Genomic DNA, 21,424 nt, shown 5'->3' on the forward strand with positions numbered 1-21,424 from the left:
TAATTAGCGGCTCAGAGCATCCGCCACGGATTTAAAACGAGCAAATTTATCGCGTAATTGCTGATGCCCAACGGCATTGGGTTGGTAAGTTGTCATTTTCGCTGTACTGGCTGAAATGGCGACATCGAAGCCGGAATAATAACCTGTTCCAACGGCAGCACACAGCGCTGCCGCTTGGCAGCCAGACTGTTGTATGTTGACGACATCTAACGGTAAATTACTCGCATCACAGAACATTTGCATCCACAATGGGGAGTGGGTTGGGCCACCCGTAAAGCGAATGGACTCAGTGGTATTATCGAGCCCAACAATGCGGTCTTGATGCAGCAAGTGAGAGAACACAATACCTTGGTAAATCGCGTAAACAATATCTGCATCTGTATGGTGAGAACTTAAACCTAATAGGCCGCCATGCAGGTTACTATGGTAATTAGAGCCATATAGCCAAGGGAAAAATAGGATATCATTTTGCCTTGTTGCCCCTTCGGCTACGCAATGGTTAAGTACCTCATAGTCCTGTAAGCGTTGATTGAAGAAATGGCGCGTAAACCACGCGAGGTTACTGGCTGACGTTGGGCTTCCTTCATGGACAAAATAAGTACCTGGAATACAGTATTTGCTCCAAACATACGGGTAATCTGATGGGATAATTTCATCAAAAACACGGGTGGAGATTGTCCATGTCCCAGCAACTGCACTCAGTTTATCTTTTTGATTGACGCCCGAAGCCAAGGCTGCACCGACAACATCGAAGAAACCACCAAAGACAGGCGTCCCTTCTGTCAGGCCACATTCTGCTGCTGCTTTATGCGTTACAGTCCCCGCTAGTTGGGCTGAATTGATCACTGGTGCTAATTTGTCATTGACCTCGTCAATACCAAATAGTTTGCATAAGCTAGGGTCGTAACTTGATTTAGTTTGGTTAAATAACTGGCTACCTGAAATATTAGTTTCTTCACAGGCAATTTGGTCAGTAAGGCGATAGCGAATATAGTCATGTACCATTAAAACATGACCTGTACTCCGGTAGTTATCGGGTTCGTTTTCTTTTAACCAGCGTAGTAATGCGACAGGGTGAGAAGCCCAGAGCTGCTGTAAACTCAGCGGATAGGCTTTGTCTGCCGTGCCATTTTTATGCCATTCATCAACAATGGCCTGAGCGCGGGAATCCGAAGATACAATCCCATTTCTAACGGGTTTGCTGTGTTTATCGAGTAAATAGAGGCCCTTACCGTGCGAAGAAAAGCTAACGCCCGAAATTTGTGAAGCATTCAAGCGGCTATTTTTAATCGCTTCGCGGATCACGCTACAGGCTGCTTCCCATAGCACATCCATATTTCGTTCACTAAACCCTGCTTCAGGGCTCTCAGTGGGGAAAGGGTGCTCTGCAACAACAATTTCTTGGCCTTCAGGTGTGTAGACTCCCGCTTTAATAACAGTACCACCAAGGTCGACACCCATAAAAAATGCATTCATTGTGGGCTCCTTTAAGCGTTGTACCAACCAGCTTGTTGCATTTTATCTTCTATCCAATGGCGAGCCTTAATGATTTCAATCAATGGTTCTTCTGCTTTTTCTGTCCACATTTCAATCAAAAAGGTACCGCGATAATTTAAACGCTTTAATAGTTTGAATAAATTCACAAAATCGACACAACCTTCCCCAAAAGGGACATCACGGAATTGGCCTTGGCAGGTTTCTGTTACTGCGTAGGTATCTTTCAAGTGAATAGCCGTGACGTGCTCAATACCTTGTGTGAATTCCTGTTCGACATTATTCCCCCATGCGGTCAAGTTACCCACGTCAGGGTAAACAGAAAACCATGGAGAGCGAATTTTGTCAGATAGGGCTTGCCACTTAGTGATGGAATTCATAAATGGCGTATCCATGATCTCTACGGCACACATTACCTGAGCCGCTGCGGCAACTTCACTGACCCATTGCATCCCTTTTTCAAAATGGGCAATGGTCTGTGCATCTTGCTCTTCATAATAGACATCGTAACCTGCAAGTTGGATAGTCCGGATCCCAAGGTCTTGCGCTAATTTGATGGCTTTTTCCATCAAGGAATAAGCCATCATGCGAGTTGCTTCATCGTGGCTACCGAAAGGGAAACGGCGGTGACCAGATAAACACATTGTTGGAATACGCACGCCAGTTTGCTGGATGGCTTTGACAATGTCTAGGCGCTCAGCTTGGTTCCAGTCCAAGCGTGCAAGGCGTTCGTCGGTTTCATCCACTGACATTTCAACAAAATCAAATCCAGCGGCTTTAGCTAACGCTAATTTCTCTAACCAACTGCTATCTTTAGGTAATGCTTTTTCATAAATTCCAATTGGATGCTTGCGCATGGTGTTCTCCCTGAAAAATTTAACTTTGTGGTGATGTTTTATTAAGGCGCTGGTTGCGGGTCATGGCTCGTTTAGCACTCCATCTTTCTTTGAAGAATTTGAACGCCAGTGCCAAAATTAGGGTGATCCCCCAAACCGCAAGGTTAAAGTGCAGGCTGACTCCCAGTAGGCTTAAACCCGTTGCGATGACTTGTAAAACTAATAAAGCGCAGAATACACGGCTAACTTTCCCAACTCCGCCAAATGGGTTAGTCCCACCTAATACAATGGCAAGGATGGTGAGTAATAAATAAGAGTCACCATAGCCCATACGTGCAGAGTTAAAGCGTGCCATCATAATGAGGCCTGCAAGTACGCACAGAAGGCTAGAAATGGTATAGATGGCGATCATTACGCGGTCTGTACGAATACCGCTGAACCATGTGGCATTGATATTACTGCCACTCATGTAAATGTTTTTCCCTAAGCGTGTACAACCTAAAAATAGGGCTAACAATATAGCGGTGACAATAAAGATAATCATAGCAATAGGGACACCAAATACAGTGTCAGCACCAATAGCACGTACAATCGGTGGCATACCGCTGAGTGCGGCACCTTTAGTAAGGTAAACCCCAATACCACTGATAATGGTCATCGTACCAAGTGTGACTAGAATTGGGTGGGCACCGATATGGGAAATCATTAGCCCTGTGAGTGTGCCAATAATTACCGCGATGACCGTTGCACCGACTAATGCCAATAATAACCACATTAATTGCGTACCAGTTCCTGCCTCCACGGGTAGGTAATTAATAAAGACCCACGCCATAAATAAGCCCGTTAAGTTAGCGGTGCTGATAATCGCAAGGTTTAAACCACCGCTTAACATAGGGACAAACATGGCAAAAGTGAGTAAACCTAGCTCAGGTAATTGGAAGGTAATACTTAAAAAAGTATTTTGCGTAAAAAAATGCCCCGGCATAGCGATGCTGAATGCAGCTATCGCCAATAAGAAGATTGAAAGCAGTCCGATAACAGAGCCATCAATTTTAAAAAAAGCGTGTTTTTTCATGGTGATATTCCTGTTAAACAAAACCTACGTCCGTCTCTTTGCGTTTTTTGTAGTGAGTAATACAAATCGCAATGAGGATAACCATGCCGATGACGATATTGACGAAATAGTTAGAGACGCCAATCAAGTTGAGGCCATTCTTTAAGATACCGATCAGGAAAACCCCCATGAGCGTACCGATCACCGTACCGCGTCCCCCCGACAAACTTGCCCCTCCTAACACCGCCGCAGCAAGTACATCGAGTTCTCCTCCTACGAGGGCACTGGGTACCACTTCACTCATTCGGTAAGTTTGCAACATGCCACCAATGGCTGCCATAGCACCTAGATAGCCATAAGCGAACAAATAAATGACGGAAACTCGAATACCAATACGAGTCGCAGACTCTTGGCTGCCCCCAACCGCATATAACTGGCGGCCAATATGGGTTTTATTCATTAAAATCCAAGTCAGGAAGGCAATACCAAGCATCACTAAAAGAGGTAGGCCAACTTGGTAGTATTCCCCATCGACTTCGAACGGCAAGATAGTCACAGGGTCTACCCACCAATCGGGTAAATCATAAATACTATGGCCATTTGTTAACCACATCAGCATGCCAAATAACAATGATTGCATGCTGATGGTGATAATGATGGAAACCACATTGAGGGAGTAAATTAATATTGCATTGATTAAACCAAAAGCGATACCAATGACAATCGCCAATGTGATACTCAGGGCTGGGCTAGCAATAATTCCTTGTAATAACCATGTTGCTATGACGTATTGAACGACGGAAGCTACGGCCGCAAAAGAAATATCTATCCCACCAGTGACTAAGACGACAAATAACCCTAAAGCAAAGACACCTGTCACTGCATAGCTTTCACTTAGGTCGAGTAAGTTTTGAATAGTCAGAAATTGTGGGCTCATAGCAGTAAAGAAAACCACCATAATGATAATGACCCAAATTAACCAACCTTCAACTGATTGTGGTCGAAGTTTTTGCCAATTAGCCATTGATGATTTCCTCCAACTGTTGCTCATTGATGGAATCTGTCATGATTTCTTTGACGATAGTTCCTTGTTTCATATGTAAAATTCTGTCGCAGTTATAATAAGCTTCGGAGGCTTCATCGGTAATTAGAAGAATTGAAATACCCACACCAGATAAACGGTGAATTAATTTATAAATACTGTCTTTTGCACCAATATCGACACCCACAGTTGGGGAGTCTAAAATCAATACTTTTGGGCGAGTTAAAATCCATTTAGCAAGAACCACTTTTTGTTGGTTACCGCCAGATAGCGTGGAAAGGGGGTTATTGGGGTCAGTTACTTTAATATCTAAGTCAGCAATCCACTCTTGGACAATGTCTTGACATTGTTTTTCATCAATCAAATGCAATGGGGTTTTTAAACGATCAAGAATGGAAATGACCATATTATCGGCGATAGATTGCTGTAATATCGCACCTAACGTTAGGCGGTCTTCGGATACATAGCCAATACCGTGTTTAATCGCTTCGGTATTGTTCTTCAGCTTAACGGGTTTACCTTCAATACGTAACTCACCATTATCGGGGTGAGTAATACCAAATAAAGAGAGCGCTAGTTCAGTACGGCCGGAACCGAGCAAACCACATAAACCTAATACCTCACCGCGTTTTAAACTCAACGAAATATCTTGATATTGGCCTGAGCGGCTGAAGTTTTTAACTTCTAGAACCGTACGTCTATCTTCCGCATTGTTTGGGGGTTTGCGTTCATGAACGATGTCTAAACCGGTCATGAGTTCGGTAATTTTGCGGGTGGTTAAGCCTTCAGCAGGCCATGTGCCAATTTTTTGCCCATCACGGATCACCGTAATGCGGTCAGATATTTCCTTGACTTCTTCAAGTCGATGACTGACAAAAACGACGGTGATCCCTTTGTTTTTTAAGTAGTTCACTGTCGATAGTAATTGATTTACTTCGGTTCGAGTGAGGGACGCCGTTGGCTCATCCATAATTACTAGGCGAGCATCCGCGACTAAGGCACGGCAGATAGCGACTTGTTGGCGCTGAGCAATGGGTAAAAATTGAACTGGCGTATCTGGGTTAATGGAAAAAGCGAGTTCATTGAGTATTTCTAACGCTTTTTCGCGCAATTTCTTTTTTTGGAACCAACCAAAATACCCTTTGAGGTTCAGCTCAAAAGCGATATTTTCAGCCACCGTTAAGTTAGGGAATAGCGATAAGTCTTGATAGATAACCTGTACGCCTAATTCACGAGCTTTATCGGGTGTTAACCGGTGGTAACTTTTGCCATCAATCTCGATTTTACTGCCATTATCAGGAGCGTACACACCGCTGATAGTTTTGATCAGGGTACTTTTTCCACACCCATTGGTGCCTGCTAAACAGTGCACCTCACCTTTGTTTAGCGTCAAATCAATATTGCGTAATGCACGATGACCCCCAAAGCTTTTGGAAAGGTCTCGTAAGGTGATGAGTGGGTCGGATTTGTCAGCTTTTGAGGTGGTTGTCATAGGTATAATTCCTACTGCAAATAAATTGGTGTTGGCTTGTTTGTCATAGCGCAAGCTGTTGCGTTGTTGGCTACAACTCGCGCTATACAAAACAGTAAATTCAAAATGCTAATTAATATTGTATTTTTGTTTTAAATGTTATTTTGCTAGTGAAGAATTACAGGCCGACTTCAACCAATTTTTTGGTGTTTTCGATATTCAGATTGACAGGGTTATCACTTAAAATGGTATTGCCACTGACTTTAATTTCACCCATATCACCGATTGAAACGCCATCTTTAATTTCTTCACCGTTCATCATTGCAGTCGCAACTTGAACGAAGACTTGTCCTGCAACTTTAGGATTAGAAATGTAGCCACCATCAATAGCGCCTTTTTCTAGTAACTTAATGCCTTGGCCTGGGGTAAAGGTGCCGAATACACAGGTGGTATCATTTTTGCGGCGCTTATCAATAGCACGACCTGCACCGATAGGGCCTTGCGAGCCAAATGACATAATGCCTTTTAAGTCTTTGTGCTTAGATAACAGGTCATTAGCGGTACGCATTGAATCATCAACGGATTCTGCAACACCAAAACGGTCATCTACCATTTGCATTTTTGGGTAATTGGCTTTTTGATAAGCAATGGCAGCATCCGCCCACTCATTAACAAGAGGGACCGTTAAACTGCCGACGAACATGGCGTATTTACCTTCTTCACCCATACAAGCTGCCATATCTTTCATATGGTTAGCTCCCATGCTTTGGGTATCAAGTAATTCAAAGTCCCAGTCTGCGTTGGTTTGATTTGGAGATTCGTGAGTAATGACTTTAATACCAGCTTCTTGAGCGCGTTTTAATACAGGCTCAAGTACTTTTGCATCGTTAGGAACGACACCAATGACATCCACTTTTTTGGCGATTAAATCTTCGATGGCACGAACTTGTTCTGCTGGATCAGCCGTTGTAGGGCCAACTTGGAATGCGTTAACGCCCAGTTTTTTACCTTCTTCGGTGATCCCTTGTTCCATAACGTTAAACCAAGGAATACCACCGACTTTAACGACTACGCCCATCGTGAATGGCTTTTGTGCTTTTTGTGATTCGGCCATTGCGACATTGGAAAACAGTGCAACGCTCATTAAACAAGGTAAAACTAATTTTTTCATGTTCATAGTTGTATTCCTTAGTGTAGATGGATACTAAATCGAGATCTCTCATCAACATAGGGTCAATGTTATTATCTCATTTAGGTATGCCTATAATTAAGCGCTAAGGAATTATGGGTACATAATATCCCTGCACTTTTTAATACAGAAAATAAATGAATGATTATTATTTTACTTACATCACGGTTACGGACTTTTTATATTTTAATAAATTACTTATCACACTCGATAATATTTAAATTCGGGAATTGTTTTTGAAAATTAGTATCATTAAGCTTGTTAGTAATGAGTACGTTAATATCCTCAAAGGTACAAACTTGGCTAAAAGCATATTTTCCGAGTTTACTGTTGTCGGCGAGTAAAACTTTATTCTCTGAAACTTGCAACATAATATTTTTCAGCTTTGAATTTATTTCGCTACCATCACGAATACCATTTTCAATATTAAAACCTTGGCATGATAAAAATAAGGTTTTTATCTGAAAGCTACGAATAATACTTTCTGCAATAGGGCCATGAAAATCATCATGACGTTCTGAGTATTCACCACCAATCCCAATCACTCGTACACGATCACGGCAAGCCAGTGCTTGGATAATTTTGACCGAATTAGTGACAACAGTAATATCGATATCAGGTATTTGTCGTGCTAAAAACCAGCAAGTACTGCTGTTATCTAGCATAATACAGTCGCCGGGTTGGATAAACTTCAGTGCAGCCTTAGAAATTTTCATTTTCGCATCAGGGTGTTCTTCGGTTCTTTTGCGAAAGGATTCTGCACCATCGACCATTTGACTGAGTTTGACCGAAGAAGGTATTACATTGACCATTGGCATTTCTTCTTGGTCAATGGCAACGGCACCGCCGAAGCTACGAATAATTCGGTTTTCTCGCTCTAGTACTGTTAAATCACGCCGGATTGTTTCTTGGGAAACAAGACATAACTGAGCTAATTCACGCACTAACGCCGAACCATTTTGTGAAACATGAGAACAAATTAATTTATGGCGTTCGGCTTGTAACATGTTTAACTCCTATTTTTTCCACGATATTTATTCTGCCTGTGTTGCTTTTTTTTTGTCGTGATTAGATTCAAGTATTCCATTCTTGAAAAAAACAAAGCCGTTTAAAGTGATCTTGTATAGCTATATTTGAAAGCAATATGTAATCGTTACATTTTAGTTGTGATGTACGGCGCATTATTTGCAGTATCTTTCTGTGTTACTCATAAGAAACAAAAAAAAATGGGCTAACTCGGGCATATTTCCACGCCTAAATATTGACTTAATGTGACCGATTGTGACCGGTTATGACCGATTGACTGTGGTTTGTTGCGAGTTTGTAAATGTGACCGCTTTTTAAATCAGCAAAATCTGTTTACCTTAATAGGTAGAGACAGGTTATCAACACACAAAATATACCCAGAGAATAAATTTTTGTTGTTGATATTAAAGCAAATTTTATAGCTAGGGGATTATTATGTTAGAACAATTGAAGCAACAAGTCTTTGAAGCAAACCTCGCATTACCAAAACATAACCTAGTGACCTTTACTTGGGGAAATGTCAGTGGCATTGATCGCCAAGCAGGGTTAATGGTAATTAAGCCATCCGGTGTGGATTATGAAACCATGAAAGCAGAAGATATGGTGGTTGTCTCACTGGAAACGGGAAAAGTTGTTGAAGGTAATTTTCGACCATCTTCTGATACAGATACCCATCTGGCACTTTACAAGGCATTCCCTGAAATTGGCGGTATCGTGCATACTCATTCGCGTCATGCCACTATTTGGGCACAAGCGGGGCAGCCATTAAGTGCATTAGGCACCACACATGCAGATTATTTCTATGGTGAAATTCCGTGCACGCGTTTAATGACAGAAAATGAAATTGCTGGGGATTACGAAAGGGAAACGGGTAATGTCATCATTGAAACATTTAAAGAAAAAGGTATCACAGCCAAAGATGTTCCCGCAGTATTAGTTAACAGTCACGGCCCATTTGCATGGGGGACAAACCCTGATAATGCGGTGCATAATGCGGTTGTCTTAGAAGAAATCGCTTATATGAATTTATTTACTCGTCAATTACAGCCTGCTGTAGGGGCAATGCAGCAAGAACTGTTAGATAAACATTATTTACGTAAGCATGGTAAAAATGCCTATTATGGGCAAAAGTAAAGAATTAAATGTAGTGTAATTGACATAATAAATTGATTAAAAATAACAAATACTATTTCTTGATTTTTATTATAGTCAAGGAAGGAGTTATTATACAAATAACCACAAAGAAATTCAGTGTGGCTATTACTGTTATTAAAATAATACCCCTTAAAGAGATACCATCATAAAACTGTTCATTAAAGTTTAAACATAATGTTTATATACCCATATCCTAAAATAGAAAGTAGGCGGTAATTAATTATTATCTATAAGGAAATGAAATTAAGATAATAGAATAGGTTAGAAGCGCCCTTATTGTTTCCTAATAGCGAAAACAATAGGGGCAGTTTATTCTAAAGTGTGACGCCCATTTTAAAAATGGCTAATTCGCGGAAGTCATTCACTTCATTTTTGGTTTGCTCTCCATTTACGACCTTAACCACATGTTGAATAAAGTCAGCCAATAACTGATCCATGGATTTACCGGTTAATAAGGCACCTGCATTAAAATCAATCCAATGGGGTTTTTTGGCGGCCAGTTCATTATTAGTGGCAATTTTTAATGTTGGTACAAACCCACCATAAGGAGTTCCACGACCCGTAGTAAATAGCACTATATGGCAGCCTGCGGCACCTAATGCACTGGTTGCAATCGCATCGTTACCTGGAGCACTTAATAAGTTAAAGCCCGGTTTTGTTAGGCGCTCGCCGTATTTTAATACATCCATTACTTGGCTGGTTCCCGCTTTTTGAGTACAACCAAGGGATTTTTCTTCTAGCGTAGAGATACCGCCTGCTTTATTACCCGGAGAGGGGTTCTCATAGATAGGTTGATCATGAGCAATAAAATATTGTTTGAAGTCATTGATCATATTTACTGTTTTTTCGAAGGTTTGTTGGTCATGACAATGGTTCATTAAAATCTGCTCAGCACCAAACATTTCTGGCACTTCGGTTAAAACAGTCGTTCCATTATGGCTGACAAGGAAATCAGAAAAACAGCCTAATAGTGGGTTGGCGGTGATCCCTGATAACCCATCAGAGCCACCACACTCAAGGCCAAATTTCACTTCACTAAGCTTGCCTGACACACGTTTATCTTGTCTAACTAATTGATAAATTTCATTAAGGTGTTCAACGCCCGCTTCAATTTCATCTTCCAATTGTTGACATACCATAAATTTAACGCGATCAGTATCGAAATCACCTAATGTTGCTTTAAACTCAGCCACTTGGTTATTTTCACATCCCAACCCAATCACCAGAACGCCCCCTGCATTAGGGTGTTTTACCATATCTTGCAAAATAGTACGGGTGGTTAAGTGGTCATCGCCTAATTGAGAGCAGCCTAAGGTATGGTTGTAAAGATAGACCCCGTCAATATCAGTCGCTTCATTGTGCTGTTTATTGAAGCGTTCGATCATTTTTCTTGCAAGGGCATTGACGCATCCAACCGTTGGGATCACCCAAATTTCATTACGGACAGCAATGTCACCGTTATTGCGGCGATAAATTTGTACTTCAGGGTCAGGGAGAGTTGCCGCAATTAGGTTACATTCTGGGTCATATTCATAGTCATTTAATGCACTTAAATTTGTTGCAATATTATGAGTATGCACATGCTCACCAGCACTAATTGCAGTGGTTGCATGACCAATTGGGGAACCGTATTTTAAGATATTGTGATCTTTTTCAATCGGCACTAATGCGATTTTATGACCGCGGGCGACATCCTGTTTTAGGGTGACGGAGTGGTTATCAATAGTGATAGTTTCTCCTACTTGCCTATCAGTTAGCGTAACAGCGACATTGTCATTGGCATGTATTTTAATTATATCTTTTATCATGTTTAGTTCCCTGGGCTGGAAATCGGATGTAATGGGATCAACCAATCATATCAAGGTGTGATCAATCATTTTATTGACTAAATTTCAGGCATTATACTATTTGGTTTATATCTTTTAAAGGTGTTATACCAATTTAACTGTAATTTCTTTTCTTAACATTTTCTATTTCACCCAGACATGGTAAATTTCGTTATACTTAGAGCGTTTAGATGCTGGTTACACAGGGTTGTATTGCGAAAGGAGAAAATGATGAGCTCACAAGAGAGTGAACCACGCTTATATCAGCAAGTTGCCGCTTTAGTTAAAGATAGAATTGAAAATGATGCGTACCCAATAGGGACAAAACTCCCCGCAGAACGCTTACTTGCAGACGAAATGAATGTCAGCCGTACGGTGATCCGTGAAGCCATTATTATGTTAGAAGTCGAAGGTTATGTGGATGTTCGCAAAGGCTCAGGTATACATGTTATTAGTAATCGGTCTAACAACTCGGTTAATACGGACAGCGGGCTCGAGTTTAGTCGTTGTGGCCCATTTGAATTACTACAAGCAAGGCAATTGATTGAAAGCCATATTGCAGAGTTTGCCGCGACTCAAGCAACTAAAGAAGATATTTTAAAACTGGTTGATATACAAAAAAATGCACGGAAAGAAGACCGCTTTCGTGATTCAACGTGGGATTTAGCATTCCATATGCAAATTGCAGCATCGACTCATAACAGCGCCATGGTAATTATTGTTGAGCAGATGTGGAGCCAGCGCTTGCGTAACCCATACTGGTTAAAACTTCATGAGCACATTGATAATAGGTCGATTGAAAGTTGGTGTGATGAACATGACCAAATTTTACAGGCACTTGCACGCCGTGATGCAAAGGGGGCAAGGCAAGCAATGTGGCAACACTTGGAAAACACTAAAAAAATGTTGTTTAATGCCACTAGTGATGACTTCGAATTTACCATGGATCGTTACTTTTTTGCGGATAGCCCAACCGTCGATCATAACGATTAGTTATTCCTCATCATCTTCAGAGATTTGCTTTAATGCGGGAAGATTCACTAAGATAATTTTCCCGTATTTTGCATCGATCCAACCTAATTTTTCCCAAGCAACCAAGCGCTTATTGATGGTTTGTCGAGTGGTATTAATGATCGTTGCTAGGTCATCTTGTGTTAGGTATAGGCTAAGTTGGATGCCTTTCTCATGGGGTTCTCCGTACCCTTCGGCTAAGCTAAGCAGCCGTTTAGCTAACCGAGCAGAAACTGACAATAAAGCGCTGTCATTGATAATGGTAAAAGCGTTGCGAATGACCTTACACAGTAAGATATTCAATGATTGATAAAAAACAGGGTATTTCTCTAAGATTGTAGCTAAGTCTTTTGGTGAAATCGTCAACAAAATTGTTGGGCTAATCGCTTTTGCATCGTGAGTACGGGCGGATTTATCTAACATGGCAATTTCGCCAAACCAGTTCCCGGGGGAAAGATAGCGGAATACACATTCACGCCCATCGGTAGAGATGGAACTCACTTTAACGGAGCCTTGAATGACGGCGTATAGCCCTCTAGCTGGGTCGCCTTGGTAGTGAACCATTTCGCCATCGTTATAAAAACGTAGCGTTGCGCATTCCATTAATATACTAATCAAATAGTCAGGTAAGTTATTAAACCAGCTATTGGTTTGTAAAATTTCAATAATGTTTGCATGGGGCAAAACTAACTGGCTATTTTGTACTGCAATGTTCATCTGAATGCTCCCTGCATGAAATAAGCTGACTTTATCATGACATTTGGTAGGGGTATGTTCAATCCTGAACCACCGCAATATTTGATTAAACCTCTTTGTGTAATAAATGAAAGCTAATGTTGCCATTAATTAAGTAAAAACGAGCCACCGATGGTGGCCCGGGAACAAAGATTTAATCTTCGAATCGTTTTTCAATACCTAATCGTTTTAATGTCAGTATTAAAAGGCCGCCAATAAAGGCAACGAGCGCGATAAAGTACAACCCAGCTCGCGCAGATTCAAACGTCGTTTCTGCCCAGACTCTTAAGTTTGGTGCCACAAAACCGCCTAAGTTGCCCACGGAGTTAATTAAGGCAATACCGGATGCCGCAGCGGTTCCACCTAAGTAAGCCGATGGGAAACTCCAGTACAGAGGTTGCATCGCTAAGTGACCTGCTGCTGCCACACACAGTGCAATAATGGCAATGACTGGAATGCTATCGAACAAGCCGGATACTGCAATCCCCGCAGCCCCTAACATAAAGGTAATCGCAGCCACTTTACGACGCTCTTTTAGGCGTTCAGAAATGCGCGGGACATAGTAAACTGCGATAGCCGCACACAGAGGTGGAATTGCCGTCACGAAGCCGACTAATATTCCAACTTTACTGCCTAATAGCGTCCCGATTTGGGTTGGCAGGAAGAAATAAATACCGTAACCACATACTTGAACAGTGAACCAAATTAAGCATAAATAGAGAACTCGCATATCTAATAGCGCACTTAAAGCGCCTTTTGGACTATGCCCTGCTTTGGCATTTTCTTCTGTGGCTAATTTAGCGGAAAGCGCACTTTTTTCTTCTGCTGTCAGCCATTTTGCTTTTTCTGGACGGTCATCAAGGTAGAAAAATACCCAAATCCCGACGAGAGAGGCGAGTAACCCCTCGACAACAAACATTAACTGCCAGCCATATAAACCGAATGCGAATGATGAGCCTTCTAGTGCGAGTAATGAACCGGATAATGGTCCTCCAATAATAAAGGCTAATGGTGCACCAAATAAAAAATAGCCAGTGACACGGGCACGAATATTTTGTGGGAACCAGAAAGTTAAATACAGAATAACCCCTGGAAAGAAGCCCGCTTCACTCACGCCTAATAAGAAACGCAAGACAATAAAGGTAGTTTCATCGTGAGCGAACATCATTGCCGCTGAAACTAACCCCCATGTGACCATAATGCGTGATAGCCATACACGTGCACCTATACGGTACAGTAAGATATTGCTTGGTACTTCAAATAGTGCATAACCAATAAAAAAGATCCCTGCACCGAATGCATAGGCGGCGTCACTTAACCCTGTTGTTAATTGAAATTCTTGCTTTGCAAAACCGATATTTGAACGGTCTAAATACGCTAATATGAACATTAATACCACCATGGGTATTATTTTTCGTATTGCTTTGCTGGTGGCCGATGATAAATGATCAGTATTGGTGGACATGGTTCACCCCAGTTTTGTAAGGTAATGATGTTATTTATTCATTTTTATTACGTGTTTAGCCCACCGCTGAGTTATCAGCAGGGTAGAGTATAGAGCTAATGAATAAGTAACTTAAAATGAATAATTCTTGTTATTTATTTCCCTTTCTCGTGGTGTTAGTGATGAAATAGCGAAAAAGGGAATTATTATTATTTCACGTTAAATTTAGCCAATGCTTCCGGTTTTAACGTCGTACCGGCTCCCGGAGCCGTTGGGGTGGTATAAACACCATCAATGACTTCAACTGGGTCAACAAAGCAATCCAATGTCCATGGAATAAATTCCAGTAATGAACAGGCTGGATGTGCCATGACTAAGTGCAATTGTGCTTGCATCATATCGCCATGGTGCGGTGTTACTGGTAAGTTAAATGCCATACCTAAATCCGCAATTTCCCATACTGCAGTTAAACCACCACAACGGGTTGCATCTGGTTGTAGGTAATCAACCGCGCCAGCAAGGACAAATTCTTTAAATGAATCATTGTGATACAGTAATTCACCTAACGCGATTGGTGTATCCATATAAGCTGCTAGCTGCTTGTGACTTGCCACGTCATCGTGCCACAGTGGCTCTTCAAACCATTTAATGTTGAAATCATTTAAACGGTGGCCATATTGTTTGGCGATGCTGATATCCCATTTACCGTTAGCATCGACCATTAGGTCAATATCATCGCCAATTGCATGGCGAACGGCTTCGATTCTTTGTAAATCTTCACGTGGATCTGGCTTGCCAATTTTCATTTTGATCGCTTTAAAACCTTCTTCGAAGATCATTTTTTTACAATCATCAACGAGATCGTCTTGGCTACGAACCAGCCAACCGCAGTCAGTATTATAAGCGTTCACTTTATTGTGTTTTGAACCGCCAAACAGTTGCCATAGTGGCTGATCGGCAGCTTTCGCTTTGAGATCCCACAAGGCAATATCAATGGCAGAGATAGCCATTTGCATCAAGCCACCACGGCCTACCCAAATATTGGTCGAACTACGAGTGAGCTTACGATGTAAATAACGTACTTCAGTTGGGTCTTCACCCAGCAGCATGGGGCCAAAAACATCTTCAATGATGGTGGTAATTAAACGATCTGTAGTGATATCCGCATGTGTTCCTGTATGACCATAACCGATTAACCCACATTCAGTTTTGATCATGACACCCGGCATTCCCCAATGGGTAATGCTATGCGTCGAATCACCAATTAGATCATTAGTGACCGGAACGTGCATGATAAAGGTACTAATTTCTTTTATTTTCATTGTTATTCCCAGGTGTTGAAAGGTGGTTGATTGCCAATCTAACAGTGGAAAATGGAATTAACTGTCAAATGATTTACAGATCGTACCTTGAAAACGTTTTTTACTGATAAACATGAGCTAGATCTCTTTATTTTGTATGATACATCAAGGTTAAACCACCTAATTGGTATAATAACTTTTGTAAGAAATAAACACTGATTAAAATGAGTATTGGGGCTAAGCTGTAAGGGGGGGTTAGCTGCTTGATAAAGAAAGTGAGGTAACAGGGGGGCGACCTCTCAATAAAAATTTTTCATGGGGTATAGGGTTAATTCTTGAGTAGGTTTAGAATAATTAATGCAAACTTTGTTGGTAATGGATAAAAAATGTGTAAACAATTACTTGTTTTATTTTTAGTCTTATTCATAAATTCTATTTCCCCATCTTTAGCCACAGTTGTTGAGCATAATACGCAGGATTGGCGGTTAGCCGATATTCCCCCTAAACTAATCCAAACCCAAAAAACAGAAATTATTTTTTCAAGGGTCGCGGGTGAAATGCGTGCGGTGGCTGAACTTAACCATAATCATGGGTTCTATGCTTATAACTCTTCAGGGGATTATAGCGCGATGCAATTTGGTAATGATTATGCGTTTGTAAAGGCAACAGCACTTGCGAATAAACCCCCTCGTTATATTCCAGATATTGATAGGTTAAATGACTTACAAAAACCCGTTTATGATTATCTAATCACACGGCAAAAAACGCCTGTTTATCAATCAGCTGATAGCAGTGGCCGGCAAATTGCCTCTTTATGGGCAAACTTACGTTATCCGGTCGTCGCTAGAATGATAAAAACCGATAAAATAGGTACAAAGACAGCTTGGCTGACAATTCGCTTAGGTGACAGACTAGGGTATGTTCATCTGGATGATGTTGCGTTGGATAAAGGTATTCCAATCTTAACTTATCACCATATTTTACAAGATAGTGAAAATAAACTGTTTCGTGAAACATCGACAGCCACTTCGGTGGAAGCATTCAGTGAACAAATGAATTACCTCAAGCAAGCGGGTTATCAAACCCTTTCTTTGCAGGATGTGGAAGATTATTTGAATAAATCAGCTAACTTGCCCGGCAAAGCCGTGGTATTGACGTTCGATGATGGTTTGAAATCCGTATACCGTTATGCGTTACCGATTTTAAGGCAAAATCATCAGCAAGCAACTTTGTTTGTTATTTCTTCAAGGGTCAAAACTCATCCAGAAAAGTGGTCTGCAGATTCGTTACAGTTTATGAGCAAACAAGAAATAAAAGATAGCCAAGATGTATTTAATATTCAATCGCATACGCACTTTTTACATCGTTTGGATAACCATAACTCACCGATTATTTTTAGCCGTAAACAACACACGGCCATGTTGGATTTTAAACGCTCAATGAGGCTACTTAGCCATTTTGAGCCAGAGCAGCGCTATTTAGCCTACCCCTTTGGTGGCTATAACCAATCTGCAATGGATGCCGCAAAAGAAGCAGGCTTACACCTAGCTTTGACGACAATTCAAGGGAAAGTGAAGCTAGGGGATAACCCATATGCCTTAAAACGCTTGTATGCATTTCGTACCGATCCCCTCGACAAATTTTCTCAGATGGTTGGGAATAGCGAACAGAATGTGGTTAATCAAAATATTATTATCGACAGGTGATATCCCGTTTAATGCACTGAATTCCTTTTTATCGGTATTCAGTGCATATCGGCTTGTTTGCCAGTTCCCATTTCCTTTAAGAACCGCTGCTGGTAGATAAACAGTTCTTTGGCATTGATACAGTGATATTCCATTGAGAACTGCTTTGCCGTTTGTTCGATGATCTTTGCAAGGGCAGGGTAGTGGCGGTGATTCCAGTTGGGAAACAAATGATGAGTTAAGTGCAAGTTTAAACCACCTAGCCAATAGGTGAGCCAACGAGGCGTGGTATGCCAATCATAAGTGGTTGAAAATGTATGTGTATAAAACCCGTGGGGCATATTACCTTCTTGGGGTGGGGTGTAGAAGGTTGCCTTTGCCCAGTGTGTGCCGAGTATCAAAACAACAAATATGAGTGATGCAAACATTTGGCTAAGCAAATAAGTGAGCAGCAATGTACCTAAGCTGATATCACTAACAACTAAGATAGGGATAATAATAGCGATAAACAGATGGAGAAATTTTGCCAATAAAAAGGTACTAAGCCCTTTCTGCCCTTGATGGCGCATATGTGGGGCGACTCTCGTGAAGTGAAACCTATCTAACCAATCAAAAAACCAGATCAACGCCGGAAATGTCATGGCTGCAACCAAGGGCCAGTACAGATGTTGCGCCCGCATAAAAGGGTACCAGCGTTGGTATGGGGTCTGCCGTAGCACAAAATTTTCTTCAATATCTAGGTCATAGTGACGAATATTCGTGTGGGCGTGATGAAAAATAATGTGTCTAACACGCCAACACTCAGGGTCTAGGCCAAGTGGGATAGTGACCCAGAAATTAAGCCAATAGTTGGCTTTCCCATGTTTAAAAATCGCATTATGGGAGGCATCGTGGACCAAATTAATCGCCAACAACAGGGCAAAACAGATAAAGAGCGGATAAAAAGTGAAAAAAGCCCATTGCGCATTCGCGCACAAGGCTACGATGTAACTGCCGAAACAGCACAATACTAAAACTAGGCTTTTTAAATAGAAGCGTAGATCTGCAAAACGGTGATCTGAACGGTCTTTTAAATACTGCATAGCAGCATTGTTTAATGCTTTTTGAAAAGCCTGATCATGGCGATGTTGATAACCTAATGGTCTTAGTGGCTTATTAGACATTGAGCACCTGCACTGGTTTACGACCAATGCCAATGAGCATCAGCAAACTATGTAACCACAGCGCACTGGTCGAAATTATCCAAAATGGGCTTGTCCATTGCCAAATAAATAGAATACAAATAAGTAATAAGCAGGCTATAAAAAACCAGCTTATTAAGCCACTTTTACGGCCATCTGATATCCCTGATAGGGCAATAGTTCCCAGTGCTAATAAAACAAATAAAATGACTTGTTGCAGTGTTGTACCTTGATAACCGTAGCCGTATAGGTAGACATAACCAATTACTAATATAAATAGCAGAAGTGTTCCTATCACAAGAGCAAATTGGTTGGTGCGAAATAACGGTGATGGTTTTTGGGTTGTCTGCCGGCGGCGATTAATAATTTTCCAAAAAGGTAAATTGCTATCAATAAATGGGTTCTCGGATGCTGGTGCACCCTTGATACCAAAATGGTGCTCTGTTTCTGGTAGCTTGGAAAAAGTGCCAAATAGCTTATCCCAAAAAATAAAACTACCTGCAAAATTACGGTTCGAGTAGTGCCCTTCCTTTACATGATGAACTCGGTGATGCTGTGGTGTCACCATAAACTTTTCTAACCAACCAAGGCGTGGGATCAACGCGCTATGGTTAAAAAATTGGATGGTATAGTGCAAAATGGAAACAGTAATAAAGACTTCTAAAGGCACCCCGATAAGAGCCAATAACATAAAAAATGGGATTGAGGTTAGAGATGAATACCATGAATTACGTACACCTAATGATAGGTTGTAGTGTTCTCCTTGGTGATGTACTACATGTACTGCCCATAATAGGCGGTAAGTATGGTGTAAGCGATGCAGCCAGTAAAAGCCAAAGTCCCACGCTAAAATAGCAAATATCCAAATTAAAGCTGTTGGCCAGTTTTCAACAAGGTTGAATGAGTAGTGTGTAACGACAAAGCCATAACAAAAAAGCTCTAACCCTCTAAATAGCCACAACATAATATGACCAGAGTTCAGGTTAAAAACCAATTCCTGCCAACTTACCGACCCCTTTTGTGTTTTGGCGATCACTAAGCCTTCAACAATGACGACCGCTAACATAAAAATAATCGGAAAGGTTAATTCATTCATGAGCGTTTTCTCTCTAAGCCGTATTTTGCCATGTGGACAACCAACAGCGCTCCACAAGCGGTTACTGCTCCAGTGATAACATCAATAAATAAGTGGCGTTTTAGTACCAACACAGACACACAAATGGCTGCGGCCCATAAAAAGTACAACAGTGTTCGAAATTTATATTTTACCGACCATAATGCATTCAGTACGACAAGAGTCAATGAGACATGTAGAGAAGGTAATAAATTTTGAGGGCTATCAATCTTGATTAAAGCGGATAAAGCGTGAGCCGAAAATGAGGTTAAATCATAATCGTAATATTGCATTGTGGTTGGATACAGTAAATAAACAGCGCCAGAGACTAAGGCACATAATTGCATAGCAAACATTAATGACCGAGTTCGTTCTATTGGGCTGCAAAAATAGCCTAATGGGATAAACAAAAAGAAGGATAGATAAAACCAAACCGCACTAGGGGAGAACGGCACCGCGCTATCAACCGCACTTGGAGCCAGTAGATGGACATTATCTGTATTTTGACCAGTATAACTATACACAATGCCGACTGTTCCCCAGCCGATTAAACAATATAACGCCCTAATGAATAACGTTTTAGTATTCATTGCTCTTCCTTTCGAATAATCCGGCGTTTTTTAATAGAGAGAGCTTGTTGAATTGGCTCAGATGATAATTGCCAGCGTAACTGAGTGATATCGACTTGCTGACGAGTGAAATAGTTTTCGAGTTGCTGTTGGCAATCATTTAATTCAAGCTGTGTACATTCCGCTTGTAAAATTAATAACTGGCCTTGCTGGGTCAACCGAAAGTCAGCGGTAAGGGGAATGCTATTGGCAATGACTCGGGCGCAGGGGTCTGCAAAGATAGTCACCGTATTCCCTTTTTGGTCGGGGAGTTGGAGTAAGTCATCACAACGGCCTTCGATACGTTCAATCGCTAATTCAGGGGAACCGCAGGGGCAAGGTGTTTTTTTCACAACTAAAACATCATCGAGTTGATAACGGACAATCGGCTGAGTTTTCCGCGTGAAATCAGTGATAATCGGAGAGAATCGTTCATCATCGATCCAGTTAGGTTCAATATGAATAAAGGCTTCATTTAAATGTAGAGTTCCATGCGAACAAGTACAGCCTAAAAAACCTTCAGTGGCTTGGTAGACCTCACCAACACTCGGGAAGCAGTTCTGTAATTTTTGTTTATCATGTTGTTCAAGCACTTCCGCCACTGAAATGACTTTTTGTACTTTTAATTGAATTTGTTGGCGGCTAATCGCTTGGGCAATAGCGCACAGCACTTGAGCTGGGGCAACAATAATAGAAGGTTGATATCTTTCTAGTTCGATTAATTGTTGTTGAAAATCCGCGAAAAGGTCATAAAAACGCAGGGATATCCAGCGGTTATTGACGCTTTCATACAGGTTATTATTGGCTCTAAGAAATAACGCAATACGCTCACCGTTGAACAGCCCACTCGGTAACATTTTGGCTAACATACTGCCAGACCAGATATTTTGCTCCTCAGGGCTAACAACAAAAAGGCCGCGGCGACCTGATGTCCCAGAGGATAACCCAACACTATATTTCCCTACTTTAGGGGCAAAATCGCGAGATTGCTCACTTTTTTGTGCACAATCGAGTAATGTTTGGCGAGAAAGCCCTGCGGTATTCATCGTATCAAAATGACTCATCATGATGTGTTTATTCATGATGGGAAAATCATGGAGTGGTTGATGAATATACGGGGAAAAATAGCGGCTATTAGCCAATGTTTTTTGCTTGAATTGTGTTAAGCGCTTTTGCTGATAGGCTTCAAGTTGTTCACGGTTTTCAAATTTTAGACGGCGTGCTCGCCAATAGTGCCAAAGCATGGAAAAGA

At 41.3% G+C, this 21,424-nt stretch carries 18 protein-coding genes; 3 read left to right on the plus strand and 15 right to left on the minus strand.

Translation table 11 applies throughout. The annotated features are described in order from the left end of the window. Nucleotides 1-3 precede the first annotated feature (3 nt). The 7 genes from ACIPUA_RS19165 to ACIPUA_RS19195 form a co-directional block, all read right to left on the minus strand. Nucleotides 4-1,476 carry an FGGY-family carbohydrate kinase gene (locus ACIPUA_RS19165; protein ID WP_449060015.1) on the minus strand — a complete coding sequence of 491 codons (1,473 nt, stop codon included), beginning with the start codon at nucleotides 1,474-1,476 and terminating at the stop codon, nucleotides 4-6. Nucleotides 1,477-1,487: 11 nt separating this feature from the next. After that, on the minus strand, nucleotides 1,488-2,351 hold the full coding sequence (locus ACIPUA_RS19170; protein WP_042845516.1) for an L-ribulose-5-phosphate 3-epimerase: 864 nt from the start codon (nucleotides 2,349-2,351) through the stop codon (nucleotides 1,488-1,490). A gap of 19 nt (nucleotides 2,352-2,370) precedes the next feature. Beyond that, nucleotides 2,371-3,405 carry an ABC transporter permease gene (locus ACIPUA_RS19175; protein WP_042845514.1) on the minus strand — a complete coding sequence of 345 codons (1,035 nt, stop codon included), beginning with the start codon at nucleotides 3,403-3,405 and terminating at the stop codon, nucleotides 2,371-2,373. A gap of 13 nt (nucleotides 3,406-3,418) precedes the next feature. Beyond that, a complete protein-coding gene (locus ACIPUA_RS19180) occupies nucleotides 3,419-4,408 on the minus strand; it encodes an ABC transporter permease (RefSeq protein ID WP_048605995.1) in 990 nt (329 codons plus the stop codon). Then, complete coding sequence (locus tag ACIPUA_RS19185) at nucleotides 4,401-5,918, minus strand: sugar ABC transporter ATP-binding protein (RefSeq protein WP_042845511.1); 1,518 nt, start codon at nucleotides 5,916-5,918, stop codon at nucleotides 4,401-4,403. The genes ACIPUA_RS19180 and ACIPUA_RS19185 overlap by 8 nt, the downstream gene beginning before the upstream one ends. Nucleotides 5,919-6,075: 157 nt before the next feature. Then, on the minus strand, nucleotides 6,076-7,068 hold the full coding sequence (locus ACIPUA_RS19190) for a substrate-binding domain-containing protein (protein WP_042845921.1): 993 nt from the start codon (nucleotides 7,066-7,068) through the stop codon (nucleotides 6,076-6,078). Between the two features lie 212 nt (nucleotides 7,069-7,280). After that, entirely contained in the window at nucleotides 7,281-8,093 is an 813-nt protein-coding gene (locus ACIPUA_RS19195; protein WP_042845509.1) for a DeoR/GlpR family DNA-binding transcription regulator, read from the minus strand. A 454-nt stretch (nucleotides 8,094-8,547) separates the two neighbouring features. Here ACIPUA_RS19195 and araD point away from each other — a divergent pair, with 454 nt between their 5' ends. Further along, nucleotides 8,548-9,246, plus strand: a complete 699-nt coding sequence (gene araD / locus ACIPUA_RS19200; RefSeq protein WP_042845508.1) for an L-ribulose-5-phosphate 4-epimerase — start codon at nucleotides 8,548-8,550, stop codon at nucleotides 9,244-9,246. 335 nt (nucleotides 9,247-9,581) lie between these two features. Here the strand turns inward: araD and ACIPUA_RS19205 are convergent, their stop codons facing one another. Then, complete coding sequence (locus ACIPUA_RS19205; protein WP_449060016.1) at nucleotides 9,582-11,075, minus strand: UxaA family hydrolase; 1,494 nt, start codon at nucleotides 11,073-11,075, stop codon at nucleotides 9,582-9,584. 249 nt (nucleotides 11,076-11,324) lie between these two features. Between ACIPUA_RS19205 and exuR the strand changes: the two genes are divergently transcribed. Next, on the plus strand, nucleotides 11,325-12,086 hold the full coding sequence (gene exuR / locus ACIPUA_RS19210) for a transcriptional regulator ExuR (protein WP_042845504.1): 762 nt from the start codon (nucleotides 11,325-11,327) through the stop codon (nucleotides 12,084-12,086). On the opposite strand, the gene ACIPUA_RS19215 is transcribed toward exuR, so the two are convergent. From ACIPUA_RS19215 to ACIPUA_RS19225, 3 genes are all read right to left on the minus strand, one after another. After that, nucleotides 12,087-12,821 carry a Crp/Fnr family transcriptional regulator gene (locus tag ACIPUA_RS19215; RefSeq protein ID WP_048605997.1) on the minus strand — a complete coding sequence of 245 codons (735 nt, stop codon included), beginning with the start codon at nucleotides 12,819-12,821 and terminating at the stop codon, nucleotides 12,087-12,089. Nucleotides 12,822-12,993: 172 nt separating this feature from the next. Continuing rightward, nucleotides 12,994-14,304 carry an MFS transporter gene (locus tag ACIPUA_RS19220; RefSeq protein WP_042845500.1) on the minus strand — a complete coding sequence of 437 codons (1,311 nt, stop codon included), beginning with the start codon at nucleotides 14,302-14,304 and terminating at the stop codon, nucleotides 12,994-12,996. Between the two features lie 188 nt (nucleotides 14,305-14,492). After that, the gene (locus ACIPUA_RS19225) at nucleotides 14,493-15,605 is read right to left on the minus strand and encodes a mandelate racemase/muconate lactonizing enzyme family protein (protein WP_449060017.1); all 1,113 of its coding nucleotides are present in this window, start codon (nucleotides 15,603-15,605) and stop codon (nucleotides 14,493-14,495) included. A gap of 365 nt (nucleotides 15,606-15,970) precedes the next feature. Here ACIPUA_RS19225 and ACIPUA_RS19230 point away from each other — a divergent pair, with 365 nt between their 5' ends. Further along, the gene (locus tag ACIPUA_RS19230) at nucleotides 15,971-17,290 is read left to right on the plus strand and encodes a polysaccharide deacetylase family protein (protein WP_042845498.1); all 1,320 of its coding nucleotides are present in this window, start codon (nucleotides 15,971-15,973) and stop codon (nucleotides 17,288-17,290) included. A 38-nt stretch (nucleotides 17,291-17,328) separates the two neighbouring features. On the opposite strand, the gene ACIPUA_RS19235 is transcribed toward ACIPUA_RS19230, so the two are convergent. Genes ACIPUA_RS19235 through ACIPUA_RS19250 form a run of 4 tightly spaced genes read right to left on the minus strand, consistent with a single transcriptional unit; the run spans nucleotide 17,329 to nucleotide 21,416 of the window. Continuing rightward, nucleotides 17,329-18,432 (minus strand): fatty acid desaturase family protein, encoded by a 1,104-nt coding sequence (locus ACIPUA_RS19235; RefSeq protein WP_449060018.1) that lies wholly within the window; start codon nucleotides 18,430-18,432, stop codon nucleotides 17,329-17,331. After that, on the minus strand, nucleotides 18,425-19,546 hold the full coding sequence (locus ACIPUA_RS19240) for a sterol desaturase family protein (protein WP_210831807.1): 1,122 nt from the start codon (nucleotides 19,544-19,546) through the stop codon (nucleotides 18,425-18,427). The genes ACIPUA_RS19235 and ACIPUA_RS19240 overlap by 8 nt, the downstream gene beginning before the upstream one ends. Beyond that, nucleotides 19,543-20,154: a phosphatase PAP2 family protein gene (locus ACIPUA_RS19245; protein ID WP_048606004.1), complete on the minus strand. Its 612-nt coding sequence runs from the start codon at nucleotides 20,152-20,154 to the stop codon at nucleotides 19,543-19,545. Before ACIPUA_RS19245 ends, ACIPUA_RS19240 begins: the two co-directional genes overlap by 4 nt. After that, complete coding sequence (locus tag ACIPUA_RS19250) at nucleotides 20,151-21,416, minus strand: F390 synthetase-related protein (RefSeq protein WP_131680218.1); 1,266 nt, start codon at nucleotides 21,414-21,416, stop codon at nucleotides 20,151-20,153. Before ACIPUA_RS19250 ends, ACIPUA_RS19245 begins: the two co-directional genes overlap by 4 nt. Nucleotides 21,417-21,424 lie beyond the last annotated feature (8 nt).

This window comes from Providencia sp. AGC89 (genome assembly GCF_053543535.1).